The sequence below is a fragment of the Pseudomonas sp. S3_E10 genome, assembly GCF_054667615.1.
Window position 1 is genome coordinate 3843046 of sequence record NZ_CP162743.1, and the last position, 19503, is coordinate 3862548.

Below are 19503 nucleotides of genomic sequence, written 5' to 3' on the forward strand. Positions count from 1 at the left end.
CCATGTTACGTACAATCAACTTCATGGGCGTTCGCAACATTGCGTTCGGCGCCACAGTGCTCCTTACCGTTCTGGCGTTGTTCAGCTGGTTCCATAAGGGCCTGAACTACGGTCTGGACTTCACCGGCGGTACGCTCATCGAGCTGACCTACGAGAAGCCGGCCGACGTTACCCTGGTGCGCAACGAACTGGTCAAGGCTGGTTACCACGAAGCTGTGGTGCAGAGCTTCGGCGCGACCACCGACTTGTTGGTGCGTATGCCTGGCGAAGACCCGCAGCTGGGTCACCAGGTGGCCGAGGCCTTGCAGAAGGTCGGCGGTGAAAACCCGGCGTCGGTCAAGCGCGTCGAGTTCGTCGGCCCGCAAGTCGGTGAAGAGCTGCGCGACCAGGGCGGCCTCGGCATGCTGATGGCGCTGGTCGGCATCATGATCTACCTGGCATTCCGGTTTCAGTGGAAGTTCGGTGTCGGCGCCATTGTGTCGCTGATCCATGACGTGATCGTGACCGTGGGCATCCTGGCCTACTTTCAGATCACCTTCGACCTGACCGTACTGGCGGCCGTACTGGCCATCATTGGTTACTCCCTCAACGACACCATCGTGGTGTTCGACCGGGTTCGCGAAAACTTCCGTGTACTGCGCAAGGCGACGTTGATCGAGAACATCAACATCTCCACCACCCAGACCCTGTTGCGGACCATGGCGACGTCGATCTCCACCCTGCTGGCGATTGCCGCACTGATGATCTTCGGCGGCGACAACCTGTGGGGCTTCTCCTTGGCGCTGTTCATCGGCGTACTGGCGGGTACCTACTCGTCGATCTACATCGCGAACGTGGTGCTGATCTGGTTGAACCTCAACAGCGAAGACTTGATCCCTCCGGCCGCTACTGACAAGGAGGTCGACGACCGCCCTTGATGGGCGGTTGTTGATACGCTGTTACAAAGAAGGCGCGAGTATTGAACTCGCGCCTTTTTTTTTGCTCCAAGGCTGGGTATAGCGCGGATCTTTCGATCCGTTTGTGATGGTCAGGAGGTTCAACGTGAACAAGTCGTTACTGGTTGGTGCGGTATTGGGTGCTGTCGGTGTGACTGCCGGGGGTGCTGTTGCCACCTACAGCCTGGTAAAAAGCGGCCCTGAGTATGCGCAAGTGCTGGCAGTGCAGCCGGTAAAAACCCAGATCAAAACCCCTCGCGAGGTCTGTAAGGATGTCACGGTAACCCGGCAGCGTCCGGTGCAGGACCAGCATCAAATCGCCGGTACCGTCGTCGGCGCGCTGGCCGGTGGCCTACTGGGTAACCAGATTGGTGGCGGTAACGGTAAGAAGCTGGCGACCGTGGCCGGTGCAGTCGGTGGTGGTTACGCCGGTAACAAGGTTCAGGAAGGCATGCAGAACCGCGATACCTACACCACCACGCAAACTCGCTGTAATACCGTGAACGACATCAGTGACAAGGTTGTTGGCTACGACGTGCGTTACACCCTGGATGGCAAGGAAGGTTCGGTGCGTATGGATCGTGATCCGGGCGGCCAGATTCCGGTCGACAAGGAAGGGCGTCTGATCCTGGGTCAGAACCAACAGTAATCCTGGGCCTGGCGCGGATTCAAAGGTCTGTGCGGTCCAGAATGTGGGAGGGGGCTTGCTCCCGATAGCAGGGTGTCAGTCACCGGATTTTTGGCTGATTCACCGCTATCGGGAGTAAGCCTCCTCACACATTTGATTTTGGAAGCAGCCGGTATTTAGTTTCTTGCTAAACCCCAGGCATAAAAAAAGCACCCCGAGGGGTGCTTTTTTGTGCGCGTTCGCTTAGCGCTTCAGCGAAGCCGGCAGGTGCGGCTGAATCGCTGTCAGCACTGCCTTGAAGCATTTGGTGTTGCCGGCAACCACGTGGCCTTTTTCCAGGAAGTCGTGGCCGCCTGTGAAGTCGCTCACCAGGCCGCCAGCTTCTTGGATCAGTAGGGCGCCTGCAGCCATGTCCCATTCGGACAGGCCTGACTCCCAGAACGCATCAAAACGACCGGCAGCAACATAAGCCAGGTCCAGGCTGGCAGCGCCGGCGCGACGGATGCCGGCGGTCTGGCCAACCAGGGCGCGGAACATGCCCAGGTAGTTCTCCAGGTTATCCATCTGGTCGTCACGGAACGGGAAGCCGGTACCCAGCAGCGCGCCGTCCAGGCTGGTACGACCGCTGACGCGCAGGCGGCGACCATTCAGTTGGGCGCCACGGCCACGGCTGGCGGTGAATTCTTCCTGGCGAACCGGGTCGAGGACAACGGCGTGCTCCAGGCGGCCACGGTATTTGCAGGCAATGCTCACCGCAAAGTGTGGAATGCCGCGCAGGAAGTTGGTGGTGCCGTCCAGTGGGTCGATGATCCACAGGTAGTCTTCGCCTTCGCCGCTGCCTTTGTGCAGGCCGGTTTCTTCACCGAGTATGCCGTGGGTAGGGTAGGCCTTGCGCAGCGCATCGATGATTTTCTGCTCGGCGGCGCGATCCACCTCGGACACATAATCCTTGGCGTCTTTTTCGTCGACCTTGATGGTATCCAGGCGCTCGATGGAGCGGAAGATCAATTCACTGGCGCTGCGGGCGGCGCGCAGCGCGATATTCAGCATGGGCTGCATGGATGTGTCACCTAAGGTTGTTAAAGAAAGCCGAGCATTCTAGCAGAAACTTTCTTCAGGTGAAGGACGACGTTAGCTTTCATGGCATAACCTTAGGCTGTTCTGTAAGATTTGCTCCCCTTTCCCGTGTCCGAGAGCGCCTCCCTTGCTGCAAAACATTCGTGTCGTCTTGGTCAATACCAGTCATCCCGGCAATATCGGTGGGGTGGCGCGAGCCATGAAAAACATGGGCCTGACGCGCCTGGTGTTGGTCGAGCCGCGTGTGTTCCCGCACCATGAAGCTGATGCTCGTGCTTCCGGCGCCAATGACCTGCTTGAAAAAGCCCAGGTCGTCGCCACCTTGGAGGATGCCTTGGTCGGTTGCAACCTGGTGCTTGGTACCAGTGCGCGTGATCGGCGCATCCCCTGGCCGCTCTTGGATCCGCGTGAGTGCGGAACCAAAGTGGTGGAAGAAGCGGCCGGTGGTGCGCAAATCGCCTTGGTTTTCGGTCGTGAAGATTCCGGCCTCACCAACGAAGAGCTGCAGCGATGTCATTACCACGTGCACATTCCATCCGACCCCGAGTTCAGTTCGCTTAACCTCGGGGCTGCGGTACAGGTGTTGACCTACGAAGTGCGCATGGCTTGGCTGGCTGCCGAGGGGCAGCCGAGCAAAGTGGAAAAGGACGAGGTGGCGTCGACCAAAAGTGGCGAGCTGGCCACCATGGACGAACTGGAGCGGTTCTACGAGCACCTGGAGCAAACCCTGGTGGCCATCGAATTCCTCGACCCGGAAAAGCCACGGCATTTGATGGCGCGCCTGCGTCGCCTTTACGGGCGCAGCTCGGTGAGCCGAGCGGAAATGAATATATTGCGTGGCATCCTCACGGAAACCCAGAAAGCGGCCCGTGGCGAGCTTCTTAAGCGGAAGGATTAAAAATGTTCGAGCGTTTGCGAGAAGATATCCAAAGTGTTTTCCACCGTGATCCTGCGGCGCGCAACGCTTTTGAAGTGCTCACCTGCTACCCAGGCATGCATGCCATCTGGATTCATCGCCTGTCCGGTGCCTTGTGGGGGATGGGCTGGAAATGGCTGGCACGTCTGGTGTCGAATTTTGGTCGTTGGATGACTGGGATCGAGATTCATCCGGGAGCCAAGGTTGGGCGCCGCTTCTTCATTGATCATGGCATGGGGATCGTGATTGGCGAGACGGCGGAAATCGGCGATGACGTGACGTTGTACCAGGGCGTGACCCTGGGCGGCACCACTTGGAACAAAGGCAAGCGCCACCCGACTTTGGAAAACGGCGTGGTGGTGGGAGCGGGCGCCAAGGTGCTGGGCCCGTTTACCGTGGGGGCCGGTGCCAAGGTCGGTTCCAATGCTGTCGTCACCAAGGCTGTGCCGCCAGGCGCAACCGTGGTGGGGATTCCGGGTCGCATCATCGTCAAGCCGCAGGTAGGCGATGAGCAAGAAGCCAAGCGCAAGGCGATGGCCGAGAAAATCGGCTTCGACGCCTACGGTGTCAGCGAAGACATGCCCGACCCCGTGGCGCGCGCCATTGGCCAGTTGCTTGACCACCTGCAAGCGGTGGACGGCAAACTGGAGGGTATGTGCGGTGCACTGAAGGAGTTGGGCAGCACTTACTGCGCCAAAGAGTTGCCCGAGCTGCGCGAAGAAGACTTTGCCGAGATCAAGGACGAAGCCGCCACCAAGGCAAGCTGAGGTCTGCGGTGGGAGGGGCTTGCTCCCACCTGTTGATCTCCATGGGGCGCGGAGTTTTTGCTCGGCCCCGTTCTTGCTGTTCGTTCCCACCCCATCCTGCTATGATTCGCGCGCCCTTTTTACGGGTAATCCTGACTAAAGTACTAGGTCTTATAGTTGACTTAAATACTCGGGAATCGCATACTTGCTCCCATTCCGAAACACCTTGGTACTTGTCCATGAGACTGACTACAAAAGGCCGATACGCGGTAACCGCCATGCTTGACCTGGCCTTGCACGCGCAAACTGGGCCGGTGTCCCTGGCCGATATCTCCGAGCGCCAAGGCATTTCCCTGTCCTACCTCGAGCAACTGTTCGCCAAATTGCGCCGTAGCAATCTGGTCTCCAGCGTACGTGGGCCGGGCGGCGGTTATCAGTTGTCCCGTGACATGCAAGGCATCCAGGTAGCCCAGGTGATCGACGCCGTCAACGAATCCGTCGACGCGACCAAATGCCAGGGCCTGGGTGATTGCCACGCTGGCGACACCTGCCTGACGCACCATTTGTGGTGCGACCTGAGCCTGCAGATCCATGAGTTTTTGAGTGGTATCAGCTTGGCTGATCTTGTGACTCGCCGTGAGGTGCAAGAAGTAGCCCAGCGTCAGGACCAGCGCCGTTGCAACACCAAGGCGCCGCGTCTGGACAAGATTGAAGCGTCCGCCGTCGAGTAACAGCCGAAGAGCTAACGGCGCGCCAGCCAGCCTGATTTAGGAGAAAGTCCATGAAATTGCCGATTTACCTTGATTACTCTGCGACTACCCCGGTTGATCCGCGTGTCGCGCAAAAAATGAGCGAGTGCCTGCTGGTTGACGGAAACTTCGGCAACCCAGCCTCCCGTTCCCACGTATTCGGCTGGAAAGCCGAGGAAGCGGTCGAGAACGCTCGTCGCCAGGTCGCTGACCTGGTTGGCGCAGACCCGCGTGAAATCGTCTGGACCTCCGGTGCCACCGAGTCCGACAACCTGGCAATCAAGGGAGCTGCGCATTTCTACGCGACCAAGGGCAAACACCTGATCACCACCAAGATTGAGCACAAGGCTGTCCTCGACACCATGCGCCAACTGGAGCGTGAAGGTTTCGAGGTGACTTACCTTGAGCCAACCACCGACGGTATCGTCACCCCGGCCATGATCGAAGCCGCGCTGCGTGAAGACACCATCCTGGTTTCCGTGATCCACGTTAACAACGAAATCGGCACCATCAACGACATCGCAGCCATCGGCGAACTGACCCGTTCCAAGGGCATTTTGCTGCATGTCGATGCGGCCCAGTCTACCGGCAAGGTCGACATCGACCTGTCCAAGCTGAAAGTCGACCTGATGTCGTTCTCCGCCCACAAGACCTATGGTCCTAAAGGCATCGGCGCCCTCTACGTAAGCCGCAAGCCGCGTGTGCGCATCGAAGCCACCATGCACGGCGGCGGTCACGAGCGCGGCATGCGTTCGGGTACCCTGGCGACCCACCAGATCGTCGGCATGGGCGAAGCCTTCCGTGTAGCCAAGGAAGACATGGCTGCCGAAAACGTGCGCATCAAGGCTTTGAGCGATCGCTTCTACAAGCAGGTCGAAAACCTTGAAGAGCTGTACATCAACGGCAGCATGACCGCCCGTGTGCCGCACAACCTGAATTTGAGCTTCAACTACGTCGAAGGCGAGTCGCTGATCATGGCGCTCAAGGACCTGGCGGTTTCGTCCGGTTCGGCCTGCACTTCGGCGTCCCTCGAGCCTTCGTACGTACTGCGCGCCCTGGGCCGCAACGACGAACTGGCACACAGCTCGATCCGCTTTACGTTCGGCCGCTTCACCACCGAAGAGCAAGTCGACTACGCCGCGCAGAAAGTCTGCGAAGCCGTCAACAAGCTGCGCGTTCTGTCGCCGCTGTGGGACATGTACAAAGACGGTGTCGATATTTCCAAGATCGAGTGGGCGGCACACTAACTATAGAAGCCGCCACCCAAGCTCTGTAGGAACGTGGCGGAAAACGCAGGCGTTTCTATAGGGTTCCAGAGCGGCCCTGATGAGTGAGGATTCAATACCATGGCTTACAGCGAAAAGGTCATCGACCACTACGAAAACCCGCGCAACGTCGGCAAGATGGATGCGCAAGACCCTGATGTCGGCACCGGCATGGTCGGCGCTCCTGCATGCGGCGACGTAATGCGCCTGCAGATCAAGGTCAACGAAGCTGGCGTTATCGAAGACGCCAAGTTCAAGACTTACGGCTGCGGTTCGGCCATCGCCTCCAGCTCGCTGGCCACCGAATGGATGAAAGGCAAGACTCTGGATGAGGCTGTGACGATCAGCAACACCCAACTGGCCGAAGAGCTGGCGTTGCCGCCAGTGAAAATCCACTGCTCCGTACTCGCAGAAGACGCCATCAAGGCGGCCGTTCGCGACTACAAGCAGAAGAAAGGCTTGATCTAAGTATTTGGCGACGAGTAAGGAGTCAACGATGGCTATCAGCATGACAGAAGCGGCTGCGCAGCACATTCGCCGCTCCCTGAATGGGCGCGGTAAAGGTGAGGGGATTCGTCTGGGTGTACGCACCACGGGCTGTTCCGGCCTTGCCTACGTGCTGGAGTTTGTCGACGAGGTGGTTGAGGAAGACCAGGTGTTCGAAAGTCACGGCGAGAAAGTGATCATCGACCCTAAAAGCCTGACCTACCTGGACGGCACCGAACTCGATTTCGTCAAGGAAGGGTTGAACGAAGGCTTCAAGTTCAACAACCCCAACGTGCGCGGTGAATGTGGCTGCGGCGAAAGCTTCAACATCTGAGGCTACTCGTGGGTACTCCTTGTCATTTCGCTTTATTCGAGCTGCAGCCGAGCTTTCGGCTGGACCTTGAGCAGCTTGCCGCGCGCTACCGTGAATTGGCGCGTGGCGTGCATCCGGACCGCTTCGCTGACGCCTCCGAGCGTGAGCAACGCTTGGCGCTGGAGCAATCGGCCAGCCTCAACGAAGCCTATCAGACGCTAAAAAGCCCGCCCAAGCGCGCGCGATATCTGCTTGCGATGAACGGCGGTGAGCTGCCACTCGAAGTCACGGTGCACGACCCGGACTTCCTGATGCAGCAGATGCAGTGGCGCGAAGAACTCGAAGACTTGCAGGACGAGGCTGATATAGCCGGTGTCGCGGTCTTCAAGCGTCGTCTGAAAACGGCCCAGGATGAGCTCAACGAAAGCTTCGCAGCCTGTTGGAATGATGCGGCGCAACGCGAACAGGCCGAACGCCTGATGCGGCGCATGCAATTCCTCGACAAGCTCTCCTACGAAGTGCGCCAGCTAGAAGAGCGCCTCGACGATTAACCCAGTGTGCTGCCCGTGATGCACGCCTGATAGACAGATAAGACCTGATTACCATGGCTCTACTGCAAATCGCCGAACCCGGCCAAAGCCCTCAACCGCACCAGCGTCGTCTGGCGGTGGGGATTGATCTGGGCACCACTAACTCCCTGGTCGCTGCCTTGCGCAGCGGCCTGTCCGAACCACTGCCCGACGCTGATGGCCAGGTGATCCTGCCCTCTGCCGTGCGTTATCACGCCGATCGCACCGAAGTAGGCGAATCGGCCAGGCTGGCGGCGTCCAGTGACCCGTTGAATACCGTGCTGTCGGTTAAACGCTTGATGGGCCGCGGTCTGTCCGACGTCAAGCAGTTGGGCGACCAGCTGCCGTACCGCTTCGTTGGCGGCGAATCCCATATGCCGTTCATCGACACCGTGCAGGGCCCTAAAAGCCCGGTGGAAGTGTCGGCCGATATCCTCAAAGTGTTGCGCCAGCGTGCCGAAACCACTTTGGGCGGCGAACTGGTCGGTGCGGTGATCACGGTTCCGGCCTATTTCGATGACGCACAACGCCAGGCGACCAAGGATGCGGCGAAGCTCGCCGGCCTGAACGTGCTGCGTTTGCTCAACGAGCCGACGGCCGCCGCTGTGGCCTATGGCCTGGACCAGCACGCCGAAGGCCTCGTCGCGATTTACGACCTGGGCGGCGGCACTTTTGATATTTCGATCCTGCGCCTGACCGGCGGTGTGTTTGAAGTGCTGGCTACCGGTGGCGACAGCGCCCTGGGTGGCGATGACTTTGACCATGCCATTGCCGGCTGGATCATCACCAGCGCCGGCTTGTCGGCTGACCTGGACCCTGGCGCGCAGCGTAATCTGCTGCAAACCGCCTGCGCGGCCAAGGAAGCACTGACTGACGCTGATTCTGTTGAAGTTTCCTACGGCAGCTGGTCCGCTCAACTGACTCGCGAAGCTTTTGATGCGTTGATCGAACCGATGGTCGCTCGCAGCCTCAAGGCGTGCCGTCGGGCTGTACGTGATTCCGGTATCGAGCTGGAGGACGTGGCCGCTGTGGTCATGGTCGGCGGTTCGACGCGCGTCCCACGCGTTCGCGAAGCGGTTGCCGAAGCGTTTGGCCGCCAGCCATTGACGGAAATCGACCCGGATCAAGTAGTCGCCATCGGCGCCGCTATCCAGGCCGACACCCTGGCCGGTAATAAACGCGATGGTGGCGAACTGCTGCTGCTCGACGTGATCCCGCTGTCCCTGGGGCTGGAAACCATGGGCGGCCTGATGGAGAAGGTGATTCCACGCAACACCACCATCCCCGTCGCACGCGCCCAGGATTTCACCACGTACAAAGATGGCCAGACGGCCATGATGATTCATGTGCTGCAAGGCGAGCGCGAACTGATCAGCGACTGCCGCTCCCTGGCGCGCTTTGAACTGCGCGGCATCCCGGCGATGGTGGCCGGTGCGGCGAAAATTCGCGTGACCTTCCAGGTCGACGCCGATGGCCTGCTCAGCGTGGCAGCACGTGAATTGGCCTCGGGCGTTGAAGCCAGCATTCAGGTCAAGCCGTCCTACGGCCTCACCGACGGCGAAATCGCCAAGATGCTCAAGGATTCGTTCCAATATGCCGGTGACGACAAGGTCGCCCGCGTGCTGCGCGAGCAGCAAGTCGATGCCCAGCGCCTGCTCGAAGCCGTGCAGGGCGCCCTGGAAGCCGACGGCGAGCGTCTGCTGGATGCTGAAGAGCGCATGGTCATCGACCTGCAGATGCAGGAACTGGCCGAACTGATGAAAGGCAACGATGGTTACGCCATCGAGCAACAGACCAAGCGCCTGTCGCAGGTGACTGATGCCTTTGCCGCCCGCCGCATGGATCAGACGGTGAAAGCCGCACTGGCCGGGCGCAACCTGAATGAAATCGAGGAATAATTAATGCCGCAGGTCATTTTTCTGCCACACGCCGAGCATTGCCCGGACGGTATGGTTGTGGAGGCTGAGACCGGCAAGTCCATCCTCGAAGTTGCCCATGACAACCATATCGAGATCGAAAGCGCCTGCGGCGGTGTCTGCGCCTGCACGACCTGCCACTGCGTAATTCGCGAGGGTTTCAACTCTCTCGAAGAAGCGGACGAGCTGGAAGAGGACTTTCTGGATCGCGCCTGGGGCCTGGAGGCGACTTCTCGCCTAAGCTGTCAGGCAAAGGTCGGCACGGAAGACATCACTGTCGAAATTCCGAAATATTCCCTCAACCATGCGGCCGAAGCGCCGCATTGATTCAAGGAAATGTCATGAGCCTGAAATGGGTTGATGTACAAGAAATCGCTATACAACTTGCGGAAGCTCATCCTGAGGTCAATCCTCTTACCGTGAACTTCGTCAAGTTGCGCGACCTCGTAATGGCACTGCCGGAATTCGACGACATCCCTGACCGGGGTGGCGAAAAGGTCCTGGAGGCGATTCAGGGTCTGTGGATCGAAGAAGCAGACGACTGAGCCGACTTTTTACGCAGTTAGGCAATACCCAATAACCCGCGTATAATTCGCGGGTTTAATTTTTCGTAAATTACCGTTTCTGGAGTTACACCATGGCTGTTCAACGTACTTTCTCCATCATCAAGCCTGACGCTGTTGCAAAAAACGTCATCGGCGAGATCACCACTCGTTTCGAAAAAGCCGGCCTGAAGGTTGTAGCTTCGAAACTCAAGCAACTGTCCAAGGCTGAAGCTGAAGGCTTCTACGCTGAGCACAGCGCTCGTGGCTTCTTCGGCGACCTGGTTGCCTTCATGATCTCTGGCCCTGTTGTTGTTCAGGTTCTGGAAGGCGAAAACGCTATCGCTCTGAACCGTGAGCTGATGGGCGCTACCAACCCTAAAGAAGCGGCTGCCGGCACCATCCGCGCTGACTTCGCTGAGTCCATCGACGCCAACGCTGTTCACGGTTCGGACTCCGAAGCCGCTGCTGCTCGCGAAATCTCGTACTTTTTCGCCGCTACTGAAGTAACCGCTCGCTAAGCATCGGCTTAAAGAGTGAGGGTGAATCCATGACTATATCGACTGTTAAAACCAACCTGCTGGGGCTGACTCAGCCGGAAATGGAGAAATTCTTCGACTCAATCGGGGAGAAGCGTTTCCGTGCCGGTCAGGTAATGAAATGGATTCACCACTTTGGCGTCGACGATTTCGACGCCATGACGAACGTCAGCAAGGCCCTGCGCGACAAGCTCAAGGCCATTGCCGAGGTCCGTGGTCCCGAGGTTGTCAGCGAGGACATCTCCAGCGACGGCACCCGTAAGTGGGTGGTGCGCGTGGCGTCCGGCAGCTGCGTCGAGACCGTGTATATCCCCCAGGGCAAACGCGGTACTTTGTGCGTTTCGTCCCAGGCTGGCTGTGCCCTGGACTGCAGTTTCTGCTCCACCGGCAAGCAAGGCTTCAATAGCAACCTCACCGCCGCCGAAGTCATCGGCCAGGTGTGGATTGCCAACAAATCCTTTGGCAGCGTCCCGGCAACCGTCGACCGTGCCATCACCAACGTGGTGATGATGGGCATGGGTGAGCCGCTGCTGAACTTCGACAACGTAGTTGCGGCCATGCACCTGATGATGGACGACCTGGGTTACGGCATCTCCAAGCGCCGTGTCACCCTGTCGACCTCCGGCGTGGTACCGATGATCGATGAGCTGGCCAAGCACATTGACGTCTCCCTGGCGTTGTCGCTGCACGCACCCAATGACGCATTGCGTAATCAATTGGTGCCGATCAACAAAAAATATCCGCTTAAGATGTTGCTCGAATCTTGCCAGCGCTACATGGCGACCTTGGGTGAAAAGCGCGTGCTGACCATTGAGTACACCATGCTCAAGGACATCAACGACAAGGTCGAGCACGCGGTCGAGATGATCGAGCTGCTCAAGAACACCCCGTGCAAGATCAACCTGATTCCGTTTAACCCGTTTCCCCATTCCGGCTACGAGCGGCCGAGCAACAACGCCATCCGCCGTTTCCAGGACCAATTGCACCAGGCAGGTTACAACGTGACGGTACGCACCACCCGTGGTGAAGACATCGACGCGGCCTGTGGCCAGTTGGTTGGGCAGGTGATGGACCGTACCCGACGCAGTGAACGTTATATCGCCGTGCGTGAACTGAACGCCGCCGACGATCTACCGCAAATTGCTGTGAATCGAATCTGAGAGAGGATCTCTATGCCCTTGCGCCTCGCGCTGCTTCTGCTTGTTACCGGCCTGGCGGCTGGTTGTGTTTCATCGGGCCATGACAGCCCTTTGCAAACCGGTAAGGGGCGTGACGAAGCGCGAGTTGCTTATGTGCGATTGGGCTTGGGTTATTTGCAGCAGGGCATGAGCGAGCAAGCGAAGGTGCCGTTGAAAAAAGCCCTTGAGCTGGATGGCGACGATGCCGATGCCAATGCCGCATTGGCTTTGGTGTTCCAGGCTCAGGCCGAGCCTGAACTGGCCGAACGCTACTTCAATAAAGCCTTGGCCTCTCGTCCTTCGGACCCGCGACTGCTGAACAATTACGGCAGCTTCCTGTTCGAGCAGAAACGTTATGACCAGGCCTCCCGTTATTTCCAGCAAGCATCCGCCGATACCCTCTACCCGGAACGCTCGCGGGTGTTCGAAAACCTCGGGGTGACCTCTATGCGGCTGGGCCAGCGCGACAGCGCTCGCCAGCAGTTGGAAAAAGCCCTGCACCTGAACAGCCGTCAGCCACGGGCATTGCTCGAAATGGCTGAGTTGTCTTACGAAGACAGGCGTTATGTGCCGGCACGTGACTATTACGAACGTTTTAGCCTGCTCAGCGGGCAGAATGCACGTAGTCTATTGCTCGGTGTACGCCTGGCGACGGTTCACGAAGAACGCGACACGGCCGCACATTTTGGCCAGCAACTCGAACGACTCTATCCCGGTACGCCGGAATATCAGCAATACCTGTCGGAGCAATGATGAAAGCGGCGCACCCGGAAGTTGTAGCAGCTAATCGCGTAAACCCAGGCGACACCTTGCGTCAGGCCCGCGAAAGCAATGGTTGGTCGCTGTCGGAAGTGGCCCTCAAGCTCAATTTGACCACTACGTCCCTGGCCAACCTCGAAGCCGGTGCGTTCGATAAGCTGCCTGGGCACACGTTTGCCCGCGGCTATATCCGCGCCTACGCCAAGTTGCTGGGTATCGACCAGGCCGTCCTGGTTCAGCAATTCGACCAGTTCACCGGTACCGACTCCCAGGGCAGCAATGTCCATGGCTTGGGTCGCATCGAAGAACCGGTGCGGGTTTCCCACACTATTTTGCGAATTGTCAGCCTGCTGCTGCTGATCGCCGTGATCGGCGGCGGGTTTTTGTGGTGGCAAGACCAGACGTCCCTGCGCACCAAGGACCTGACCAGTAACGCCATGGAGCATGTCGAAGTCGAAAGCGCCGATGGTACCACCCAGATTCACCCGCTCGATGAGCCCGAAGACCAGGCCGTTGCCGAAGGCCAGGCCACGCCTGAAGCCCCGCTCGCAACCGAACAGCCCGTGCCGGAAACGGCGCCTGCCGCCACCGCTGCCATACCTGCTCCGGTAGCACCTGCCACGCCGGCGGCTTCCGTTGCTGCCCAGCCCCATGCACCTGCGGCACCTACTTCGACGCCCGCTACGCCGGCCGCCCCGGCAGCGCCCGCCATTTCGCCGCCCACCACCCCTGCGTTGATCGCCGGTGACGGCCGGGTACAGGTTACGTTCATCGCTGACTGCTGGACGCAAGTCACCGATGGCAATGGCAAAGTGCTGTTTAGCGGGCTGAAGCGTAAGGGCGATACGCTCGACCAGGGCGGCAAGCCTCCTTTGACGCTGCGTCTGGGCTTTGCCCGTGGCGCGCAAGTGGCCTACAACGGCCAGCCTGTGGACGTGGCGCCGTTCACCAGTGGCGAGACTGCTCGCATCAAGTTGGGACAATAGTCATGCACGGCGAATCTCCAATCAAACGTCGCGTATCGCGCAAGATCTGGGTCGGCTCGGTGCCGGTGGGCGGCGATGCCCCCATCGCAGTGCAGAGCATGACCAACAGCGACACCAACGACGTGGCCGCCACCGTTGCCCAGATCAACCGCCTGGAAGCTGCCGGCGTCGATATCGTGCGGGTTTCAGTGCCGGACATGGACGCTGCCGAAGCCTTTGGCCGCATCAAGCAATTGGTCAAGGTGCCGTTGGTTGCCGACATCCATTTCGACTACAAGATCGCGCTGCGCGTTGCCGAGCTGGGCGTGGACTGCCTGCGCATCAACCCAGGCAACATCGGTCGTGAAGACCGTGTGCGCGCGGTGGTGGATGCAGCCCGTGACCGCGGGATTCCGATCCGCATCGGCGTCAACGCCGGTTCCCTGGAAAAAGACCTGCAAAAAAAATACGGCGAGCCTACTCCGGCGGCGCTGGTTGAGTCGGCGCTGCGCCACGTCGAGCACCTTGAACGCCTGAATTTCCAGGACTTCAAGGTCAGCGTAAAGGCCTCCGACGTGTTCATGGCGGTTGAAGCCTACCGCTTGCTGGCCAAGGAAATCGTGCAACCGTTGCACCTGGGTATCACTGAAGCGGGCGGTTTGCGCTCAGGCACAGTGAAATCTGCGGTGGGTCTCGGTATGCTGCTCGCCGAAGGGATTGGCGATACTATCCGCATCTCGTTGGCGGCAGACCCCGTAGAGGAAGTGAAAGTCGGCTACGACATTCTCAAATCCCTGCGTTTGCGTTCCCGTGGCATCAACTTCATCGCCTGCCCGAGCTGCTCGCGGCAGAACTTCGACGTGGTGAAAACCATGAACGACCTGGAGTTGCGCCTCGAGGACCTGCTGGTGCCGCTGGATGTCGCCGTGATCGGATGTGTGGTCAACGGGCCGGGTGAAGCCAAGGAAGCCCATGTGGGCTTGACCGGCGGAACTCCGAACCTGATCTACATCGATGGCAAACCGTCGCAGAAGTTAACGAATGACAATCTTGTGGATGAGCTGGAAAAGCTGATCCGCGAGAAAGCGGCCGAGAAGGTCGCCGCTGACGCAGCGCTTATCGCACGCGGCTAAGAACGAATTTAAGGATTTGATGTGAGCAAGTCTCTGCAAGCCATTCGTGGCATGAACGACATCCTGCCGGAGCAGACGCCCCTGTGGCGCTACTTCGAGAACACGGTCGCGCGTCTGCTGGATAACTACGGTTACAAGCAGATCCGCATGCCGATCGTTGAGTTCACCGAGCTGTTCAAACGCTCCATCGGTGAAGTGACCGACATCGTCGAAAAAGAGATGTACACCTTTGAAGACCGCAACGGCGACTCCCTGACCTTGCGTCCGGAAGGGACCGCAGCGTGCGTGCGCGCCGTGCTTGAGCATGGTCTCACCGGCGGCGGTCAACCGCAGAAACTGTGGTACATCGGCCCGATGTTCCGTCACGAACGCCCGCAAAAAGGCCGTTATCGCCAGTTCCACCAGATCGGCCTCGAAGTGTTCAACCTCGACGGCCCGGACATTGACGCAGAGCTGATCGTGCTGACCTGGCGCCTGTGGGGCATGCTGGGCATCCGCGATGCGGTCAAGCTTGAGCTCAACAGCCTGGGCACCAGCGAGTCCCGCGGTCGCTATCGCGAAGCCCTGGTGGAGTTCCTCTCCGCTCGCCTGGACAAGCTGGACGAAGACAGCCAGCGTCGCCTGAAGACCAACCCGTTGCGCGTATTGGATACCAAGAACGCCGACACCCAGGCCGTACTGATCGACGCGCCGAAAATGGCCGACTACCTGGACGATGAATCCCGCACGCACTTCGAGGGCCTCAAGGCTCGTCTGGACGCGGCCGGTATTCCCTACGTGATCAACCCGAAACTGGTGCGCGGCCTCGACTACTACAGTAAAACCGTGTTCGAGTGGGTCACCGACAAGCTCGGCGCCCAGGGCACCGTGTGCGCGGGCGGCCGTTACGACGGCCTGGTCGAGCAGATGGGCGGCAAGCCGACCACGGGCGTAGGCTTTGCCATGGGTATCGAGCGGCTGATCCTGCTGCTGGAAACCCTGGAGCAGGTCCCGGAAGAAATCTCCCGTCAGGTGGACGTGTACCTCTGTGCGTTTGGCGAAGCCGCCGAACTGGCTGCCCTGGCCTTGAGCGAGAAGGTGCGTGACCAACTGCCGAACCTGCGCCTGCAGATCAACGCCGGTGCCGGCAGCTTCAAGAGCCAGTTCAAGAAGGCCGACAAGAGCGGTGCGCTGTATGCGCTGATCCTCGGCGATGACGAACTGGCCCAGCAAGTGATAGGTTTCAAGCCCCTGCGTGGCCAGGGTGAGCAACAGAACATTGCCTTCGATGCGCTCGCTGCGCACTTGGCCACCTGCGTCGTGCAGGGTTGAAGCTGTCGAACAGCCGAATTTAGCGATTAAGGAGTGTTGGGGTGTCGAGTACTGATGATGAGCAACTGGCCGAGTTCAAGGACTGGTGGCAGCGTAACGGCAAGCCTCTGGTTACCGGCGGTCTGCTGGCTTTAGTGGTGGTGTTCGGCTGGCAAGCCTGGCACAAGTATCAGGCCAACCAGTCCCAGGGCGCCTCGATCCTCTATCAGCAACTGCTGGAAACCACGCTGACGCCTAGCGGCAAGCCCGATCCGGCGCAAGTTGCGGACCTGGCCGGCAAGCTGAAAAACGAATTCGGCGGTAGCACCTACGCCCAATACGGTAGCCTGTTCGTCGCGAAAGTTGCGGTCGACACCGGTAAGCTGGATGACGCTGGCGCAGAACTCAAGGCAATCGCTGACAAGCCAGCCAACCCGACCCTGGGCGAAATCGCACGTCAGCGTCTGGCCCAGGTACTGGCGGCACAAAATAAGGCTGACGAAGCACTCAAACTGCTCGACGGCGATGCGGACAAGGCATTTGTAGCCACTCGCGAAGAGCTCAAGGGCGACCTGTTGGTCCAATTGGGTCGTACCGACGAAGCCAATGCTGCGTATAAAAAAGCCAAGGCGGCGCTGTCTGATGAAGCGGCGGTCGGTGGCTTACAAATCAAGCTGGACGACTTGGCCAAAGGGGATGCGTGACGTGATCCGTTGGAAACATGCAGCATTGCTGGCTCTGGCCGTTCTGGCCGCGGGTTGCAGCAGCAACAGTAAAAAAGAACTGCCACCGGCGGAGCTGACCAGTTTCAAGGAAGAAGTGGTCCTGCAAAAGCAGTGGAGCCGCTCCATCGGTGACGGTCAGGGCGAAACCTACAACATGTTGGTACCGGCAATCGACGGTGACAACATTGTGGCCGCTGACGTGACCGGCGTGGTGATCTCCATGGATCGCATGAACGGCGACGTCAAGTGGAAGAAAGACCTCGAGTTGCCAGTGTCCGGCGCCGTAGGCGTGGGTTACGGCCTGGTGATGGTCGGCACGCTGAAAGGTGAGGTCGTAGCCCTGGATTCCAGCACCGGTGAAGAGAAATGGCGCGCTCGCGTGACCAGTGAAGTCCTCGCGCCGCCTGCCACCAACGGCGATATCGTCGTGGTACAAACTCAGGACGACCGTGTCATCGGCCTGGATGCCAGCACTGGCGAACAGCGTTGGTTGTACGACAGCACCCCTGCGGTGTTGACCCTGCGCGGTACCAGTGGTCCGGTTGTGACCAACAATCTGGCCGTTGCAGGCCTGTCGACCGGTAAAGTGGTCGCCCTGGACACCCAGAACGGCGTGCCGGCCTGGGAAACCCGTGTGGCCATCCCGCAAGGTCGTTCGGAACTGGATCGCGTCGTGGACATCGATGGTGGCTTGCTGCTGTCGGGTGAAACCCTTTATGTCGCCACCTACCAGGGCCGCGTTGCCGCGCTGGACCTGCAAAGCGGCCGCGTCAATTGGCAGCGTGATGCTTCCAGCTACGCCGGTGTCGCCCAAGGGTTTGGCAGCGTCTACGTCAGCCTGGCGTCCGGCACCGTTGAAAGTGTCGACGAGCGTTCCACCACTGCATTGTGGAGCAACGACTCCCTGGCTCGCCGTCAGCTGTCGGCACCGGAAGTATTCTCCAGCTACGTGGCGGTCGGCGACTTCGAAGGCTACCTGCACCTGCTGAGCCAGGTGGACGGTCGCTTTGTAGGTCGTGAGCGTATCGACAGCGACGGCCTGCGTGCGCGTCCGCTGGTGGTGGGTAACATGCTTTATGTGTATGGCAACAGCGGCAAGCTGGAAGCCCTGACCATCAAGTAAGAACGATGCTTGGGGTAACACCCAGGCGGCCCTGCTTCGGCGGGGCATGCGGCATCTGACGATGCTGCCCCGAGCACCAGCCGCTGCCTTGCAGCGGCTTTTGTATTTTCTGAAATAACGAAGTGGAGAGCCGCATGGTTCCCGTAATCGCCCTGGTGGGCCGACCTAACGTCGGCAAGTCCACCTTGTTCAACCGCCTGACCAGGACTCGCGACGCCATCGTCGGCGACTTGTCCGGTCTGACCCGTGATCGCCAATACGGTGAGGCAAAGTGGCAAGGGCGCTCCTATATTATTGTCGACACTGGGGGTATCTCCGGTGACGAGCATGGCATGGACGAAAAAATGGCCGAGCAGTCGCTGCTGGCCATTGAAGAAGCCGATGTCGTGTTGTTCCTTGTGGACGCCCGTGCGGGCTACACCGCTGCCGACCAGATGATTGGCGAGCACCTGCGCAAGCGCAACAAGCGTTCCTACTTGATCGCCAACAAGATCGATAACATCGATCCTGAGCAGGCCCGTGCCGAATTCAGCCCGATGGGCCTGGGCGACGCAATCCCTATCGCTGGCGCCCACGGTCGCGGCATCACCCAAATGCTGGAAATTGCCCTGCGCGATTTCCCCAAGGATGACGCTGAGGAAGAGGAAGGCGAGGAAGAGATCGTTGCCGAAGGTGAGGAAGCCAAGCGCATTCCTGGCCCAAGTGAAAAAGACGGCATCAAGATCGCCATCATCGGCCGCCCGAACGTCGGCAAGTCGACCCTGGTCAACCGCATGCTCGGTGAAGACCGCGTCATCGTCTATGACCAGCCCGGCACCACTCGCGACAGCATCTACATCCCGTTTGAGCGTAACGACGAGAAGTACACGCTGATCGACACCGCCGGTGTGCGCAAACGCGGCAAGATCCACGAGGAAGTTGAAAAGTTCTCCGTGGTCAAAACCCTGCAAGCGATCAAAGACGCCAACGTGGTGATCTTCGTGATGGATGCCCGCGAAGGCGTGGTGGACCACGACCTCAACCTGCTGGGGTTTGCCCTGGAAGCCGGTAGGGCGTTGGTAATCGCGATCAACAAGTGGGACGGCATGACGCCGAGCGAGCGCGATTTCGTCAAGATCGAGCTGCAGCGTCGCCTGTTCTTCGTTGAGTTTGCCGATATCCACTTTATCTCGGCCCTGCACGGTACCGGCGTGGGCAACCTCTACGCGTCCGTGCAGAACTCGTTCAAGTCCGCGGTGACCCGCTGGCCGACCAACCGCCTCACCCAGATCCTGGAAGATGCGGTCGGCGAGCACGCGCCGCCGATGGTCAACAACCGCCGGATCAAACTGCGTTACGCCCACCTGGGCGGTGCCAACCCGCCGATTATCGTGATCCACGGTAACCAGATCGAGAAGGTGCCCAAGTCCTACGTGCGTTATTTGGAAAACACCTACCGCCGTGTCTTGAAACTGGTCGGTACGCCGATCCGTATCGAGTTCAAGGGTGGCGAGAACCCATACGAAGGCAATAAGAACACACTGACCGACCGTCAGGTGAACAAGAAGCGTCGTTTGATGACTCACCACAAGAAGGCCGACAAGAAGCGCCGCGATAAGAAATAGCAGCCGCTTCAGGTTAAGCGACACGCTGCAAGAGAGGGCTCCCTT

General features: G+C 59.4%; 22 protein-coding genes. 21 read left to right on the plus strand and 1 reads right to left on the minus strand.

Going from position 1 to position 19503, the window contains the following annotated elements; translation table 11 throughout:
• The first annotated feature begins 2 nt into the window (after positions 1 to 2).
• Complete coding sequence (secF, locus tag AB4N98_RS17530; protein ID WP_017530026.1) at positions 3 to 917, plus strand: protein translocase subunit SecF; 915 nt, start codon at positions 3 to 5, stop codon at positions 915 to 917.
• Between the two features lie 124 nt (positions 918 to 1041).
• Positions 1042 to 1584 (plus strand): glycine zipper 2TM domain-containing protein, encoded by a 543-nt coding sequence (locus tag AB4N98_RS17535; RefSeq protein ID WP_017530025.1) that lies wholly within the window; start codon positions 1042 to 1044, stop codon positions 1582 to 1584.
• Positions 1585 to 1806: 222 nt separating this feature from the next.
• On the opposite strand, the gene suhB is transcribed toward AB4N98_RS17535, so the two are convergent.
• Positions 1807 to 2622, minus strand: coding sequence for a type III secretion system regulator SuhB (gene suhB, locus AB4N98_RS17540; protein ID WP_003175971.1), 816 nt, complete (start codon positions 2620 to 2622; stop codon positions 1807 to 1809).
• 145 nt (positions 2623 to 2767) lie between these two features.
• Between suhB and trmJ the strand changes: the two genes are divergently transcribed.
• The 19 genes from trmJ to der all read left to right on the plus strand — a co-directional run bounded on the left by trmJ (position 2768) and on the right by der (position 19458).
• A complete protein-coding gene (gene trmJ, locus AB4N98_RS17545; RefSeq protein ID WP_017530024.1) occupies positions 2768 to 3538 on the plus strand; it encodes a tRNA (cytosine(32)/uridine(32)-2'-O)-methyltransferase TrmJ in 771 nt (256 codons plus the stop codon).
• A gap of 2 nt (positions 3539 to 3540) precedes the next feature.
• Positions 3541 to 4323, plus strand: coding sequence for a serine O-acetyltransferase (gene cysE / locus AB4N98_RS17550; RefSeq protein ID WP_017530023.1), 783 nt, complete (start codon positions 3541 to 3543; stop codon positions 4321 to 4323).
• Positions 4324 to 4541: 218 nt separating this feature from the next.
• Positions 4542 to 5033, plus strand: coding sequence for a Fe-S cluster assembly transcriptional regulator IscR (gene iscR, locus AB4N98_RS17555; protein ID WP_003194020.1), 492 nt, complete (start codon positions 4542 to 4544; stop codon positions 5031 to 5033).
• Between the two features lie 50 nt (positions 5034 to 5083).
• Entirely contained in the window at positions 5084 to 6298 is a 1215-nt protein-coding gene (locus AB4N98_RS17560; RefSeq protein ID WP_017530022.1) for an IscS subfamily cysteine desulfurase, read from the plus strand.
• 99 nt (positions 6299 to 6397) lie between these two features.
• The gene (gene iscU / locus AB4N98_RS17565; protein WP_017530021.1) at positions 6398 to 6784 is read left to right on the plus strand and encodes a Fe-S cluster assembly scaffold IscU; all 387 of its coding nucleotides are present in this window, start codon (positions 6398 to 6400) and stop codon (positions 6782 to 6784) included.
• A 28-nt stretch (positions 6785 to 6812) separates the two neighbouring features.
• Positions 6813 to 7136 carry an iron-sulfur cluster assembly protein IscA gene (gene iscA / locus AB4N98_RS17570; protein WP_003209680.1) on the plus strand — a complete coding sequence of 108 codons (324 nt, stop codon included), beginning with the start codon at positions 6813 to 6815 and terminating at the stop codon, positions 7134 to 7136.
• Between the two features lie 8 nt (positions 7137 to 7144).
• Positions 7145 to 7666, plus strand: a complete 522-nt coding sequence (hscB, locus tag AB4N98_RS17575) for a co-chaperone HscB (protein ID WP_017530020.1) — start codon at positions 7145 to 7147, stop codon at positions 7664 to 7666.
• 53 nt (positions 7667 to 7719) lie between these two features.
• Positions 7720 to 9582 (plus strand): Fe-S protein assembly chaperone HscA, encoded by a 1863-nt coding sequence (gene hscA, locus AB4N98_RS17580; protein ID WP_065876686.1) that lies wholly within the window; start codon positions 7720 to 7722, stop codon positions 9580 to 9582.
• 3 nt (positions 9583 to 9585) lie between these two features.
• The gene (gene fdx, locus AB4N98_RS17585) at positions 9586 to 9927 is read left to right on the plus strand and encodes an ISC system 2Fe-2S type ferredoxin (RefSeq protein ID WP_015885743.1); all 342 of its coding nucleotides are present in this window, start codon (positions 9586 to 9588) and stop codon (positions 9925 to 9927) included.
• A 14-nt stretch (positions 9928 to 9941) separates the two neighbouring features.
• Positions 9942 to 10145, plus strand: a complete 204-nt coding sequence (gene iscX / locus AB4N98_RS17590; RefSeq protein ID WP_017135947.1) for a Fe-S cluster assembly protein IscX — start codon at positions 9942 to 9944, stop codon at positions 10143 to 10145.
• A 92-nt stretch (positions 10146 to 10237) separates the two neighbouring features.
• Complete coding sequence (gene ndk, locus AB4N98_RS17595; protein ID WP_003175956.1) at positions 10238 to 10663, plus strand: nucleoside-diphosphate kinase; 426 nt, start codon at positions 10238 to 10240, stop codon at positions 10661 to 10663.
• A gap of 29 nt (positions 10664 to 10692) precedes the next feature.
• Positions 10693 to 11841: a dual-specificity RNA methyltransferase RlmN gene (rlmN, locus tag AB4N98_RS17600; RefSeq protein ID WP_017530016.1), complete on the plus strand. Its 1149-nt coding sequence runs from the start codon at positions 10693 to 10695 to the stop codon at positions 11839 to 11841.
• Positions 11842 to 11853: 12 nt separating this feature from the next.
• The gene (gene pilW / locus AB4N98_RS17605) at positions 11854 to 12612 is read left to right on the plus strand and encodes a type IV pilus biogenesis/stability protein PilW (RefSeq protein ID WP_460148844.1); all 759 of its coding nucleotides are present in this window, start codon (positions 11854 to 11856) and stop codon (positions 12610 to 12612) included.
• On the plus strand, positions 12612 to 13604 hold the full coding sequence (locus AB4N98_RS17610) for a RodZ domain-containing protein (protein ID WP_017530014.1): 993 nt from the start codon (positions 12612 to 12614) through the stop codon (positions 13602 to 13604). The genes pilW and AB4N98_RS17610 overlap by 1 nt, the downstream gene beginning before the upstream one ends.
• A 2-nt stretch (positions 13605 to 13606) precedes the next feature.
• Positions 13607 to 14716: a flavodoxin-dependent (E)-4-hydroxy-3-methylbut-2-enyl-diphosphate synthase gene (gene ispG / locus AB4N98_RS17615; protein WP_003175952.1), complete on the plus strand. Its 1110-nt coding sequence runs from the start codon at positions 13607 to 13609 to the stop codon at positions 14714 to 14716.
• 21 nt (positions 14717 to 14737) lie between these two features.
• Positions 14738 to 16027 carry a histidine--tRNA ligase gene (hisS, locus tag AB4N98_RS17620; RefSeq protein WP_017530013.1) on the plus strand — a complete coding sequence of 430 codons (1290 nt, stop codon included), beginning with the start codon at positions 14738 to 14740 and terminating at the stop codon, positions 16025 to 16027.
• Positions 16028 to 16068: 41 nt separating this feature from the next.
• Positions 16069 to 16710, plus strand: a complete 642-nt coding sequence (locus AB4N98_RS17625; protein ID WP_017530012.1) for a YfgM family protein — start codon at positions 16069 to 16071, stop codon at positions 16708 to 16710.
• Positions 16703 to 17854, plus strand: coding sequence for an outer membrane protein assembly factor BamB (gene bamB, locus AB4N98_RS17630; protein ID WP_017530011.1), 1152 nt, complete (start codon positions 16703 to 16705; stop codon positions 17852 to 17854). Before AB4N98_RS17625 ends, bamB begins: the two co-directional genes overlap by 8 nt.
• 134 nt (positions 17855 to 17988) lie before the next feature.
• On the plus strand, positions 17989 to 19458 hold the full coding sequence (der, locus tag AB4N98_RS17635; protein WP_017530010.1) for a ribosome biogenesis GTPase Der: 1470 nt from the start codon (positions 17989 to 17991) through the stop codon (positions 19456 to 19458).
• Positions 19459 to 19503: the final 45 nt, after the last annotated feature.

Coding starts and splice junctions, on each gene's coding strand:
- AB4N98_RS17560 (WP_017530022.1), top strand. CDS start 5,084: ATGAAATTGCCGATTTACCTTGATTACTCTGCGACTACCCCGGTTGAT.
- iscX (WP_017135947.1), top strand. CDS start 9,942: ATGAGCCTGAAATGGGTTGATGTACAAGAAATCGCTATACAACTTGCG.
- iscU (WP_017530021.1), top strand. CDS start 6,398: ATGGCTTACAGCGAAAAGGTCATCGACCACTACGAAAACCCGCGCAAC.
- iscA (WP_003209680.1), top strand. CDS start 6,813: ATGGCTATCAGCATGACAGAAGCGGCTGCGCAGCACATTCGCCGCTCC.
- iscR (WP_003194020.1), top strand. CDS start 4,542: ATGAGACTGACTACAAAAGGCCGATACGCGGTAACCGCCATGCTTGAC.
- pilW (WP_460148844.1), top strand. CDS start 11,854: ATGCCCTTGCGCCTCGCGCTGCTTCTGCTTGTTACCGGCCTGGCGGCT.
- secF (WP_017530026.1), top strand. CDS start 3: ATGTTACGTACAATCAACTTCATGGGCGTTCGCAACATTGCGTTCGGC.
- fdx (WP_015885743.1), top strand. CDS start 9,586: ATGCCGCAGGTCATTTTTCTGCCACACGCCGAGCATTGCCCGGACGGT.
- bamB (WP_017530011.1), top strand. CDS start 16,703: ATGCGTGACGTGATCCGTTGGAAACATGCAGCATTGCTGGCTCTGGCC.
- suhB (WP_003175971.1), bottom strand. CDS start 2,622: ATGCAGCCCATGCTGAATATCGCGCTGCGCGCCGCCCGCAGCGCCAGT.
- der (WP_017530010.1), top strand. CDS start 17,989: ATGGTTCCCGTAATCGCCCTGGTGGGCCGACCTAACGTCGGCAAGTCC.
- ndk (WP_003175956.1), top strand. CDS start 10,238: ATGGCTGTTCAACGTACTTTCTCCATCATCAAGCCTGACGCTGTTGCA.
- ispG (WP_003175952.1), top strand. CDS start 13,607: ATGCACGGCGAATCTCCAATCAAACGTCGCGTATCGCGCAAGATCTGG.
- hscA (WP_065876686.1), top strand. CDS start 7,720: ATGGCTCTACTGCAAATCGCCGAACCCGGCCAAAGCCCTCAACCGCAC.
- cysE (WP_017530023.1), top strand. CDS start 3,541: ATGTTCGAGCGTTTGCGAGAAGATATCCAAAGTGTTTTCCACCGTGAT.
- AB4N98_RS17610 (WP_017530014.1), top strand. CDS start 12,612: ATGAAAGCGGCGCACCCGGAAGTTGTAGCAGCTAATCGCGTAAACCCA.
- rlmN (WP_017530016.1), top strand. CDS start 10,693: ATGACTATATCGACTGTTAAAACCAACCTGCTGGGGCTGACTCAGCCG.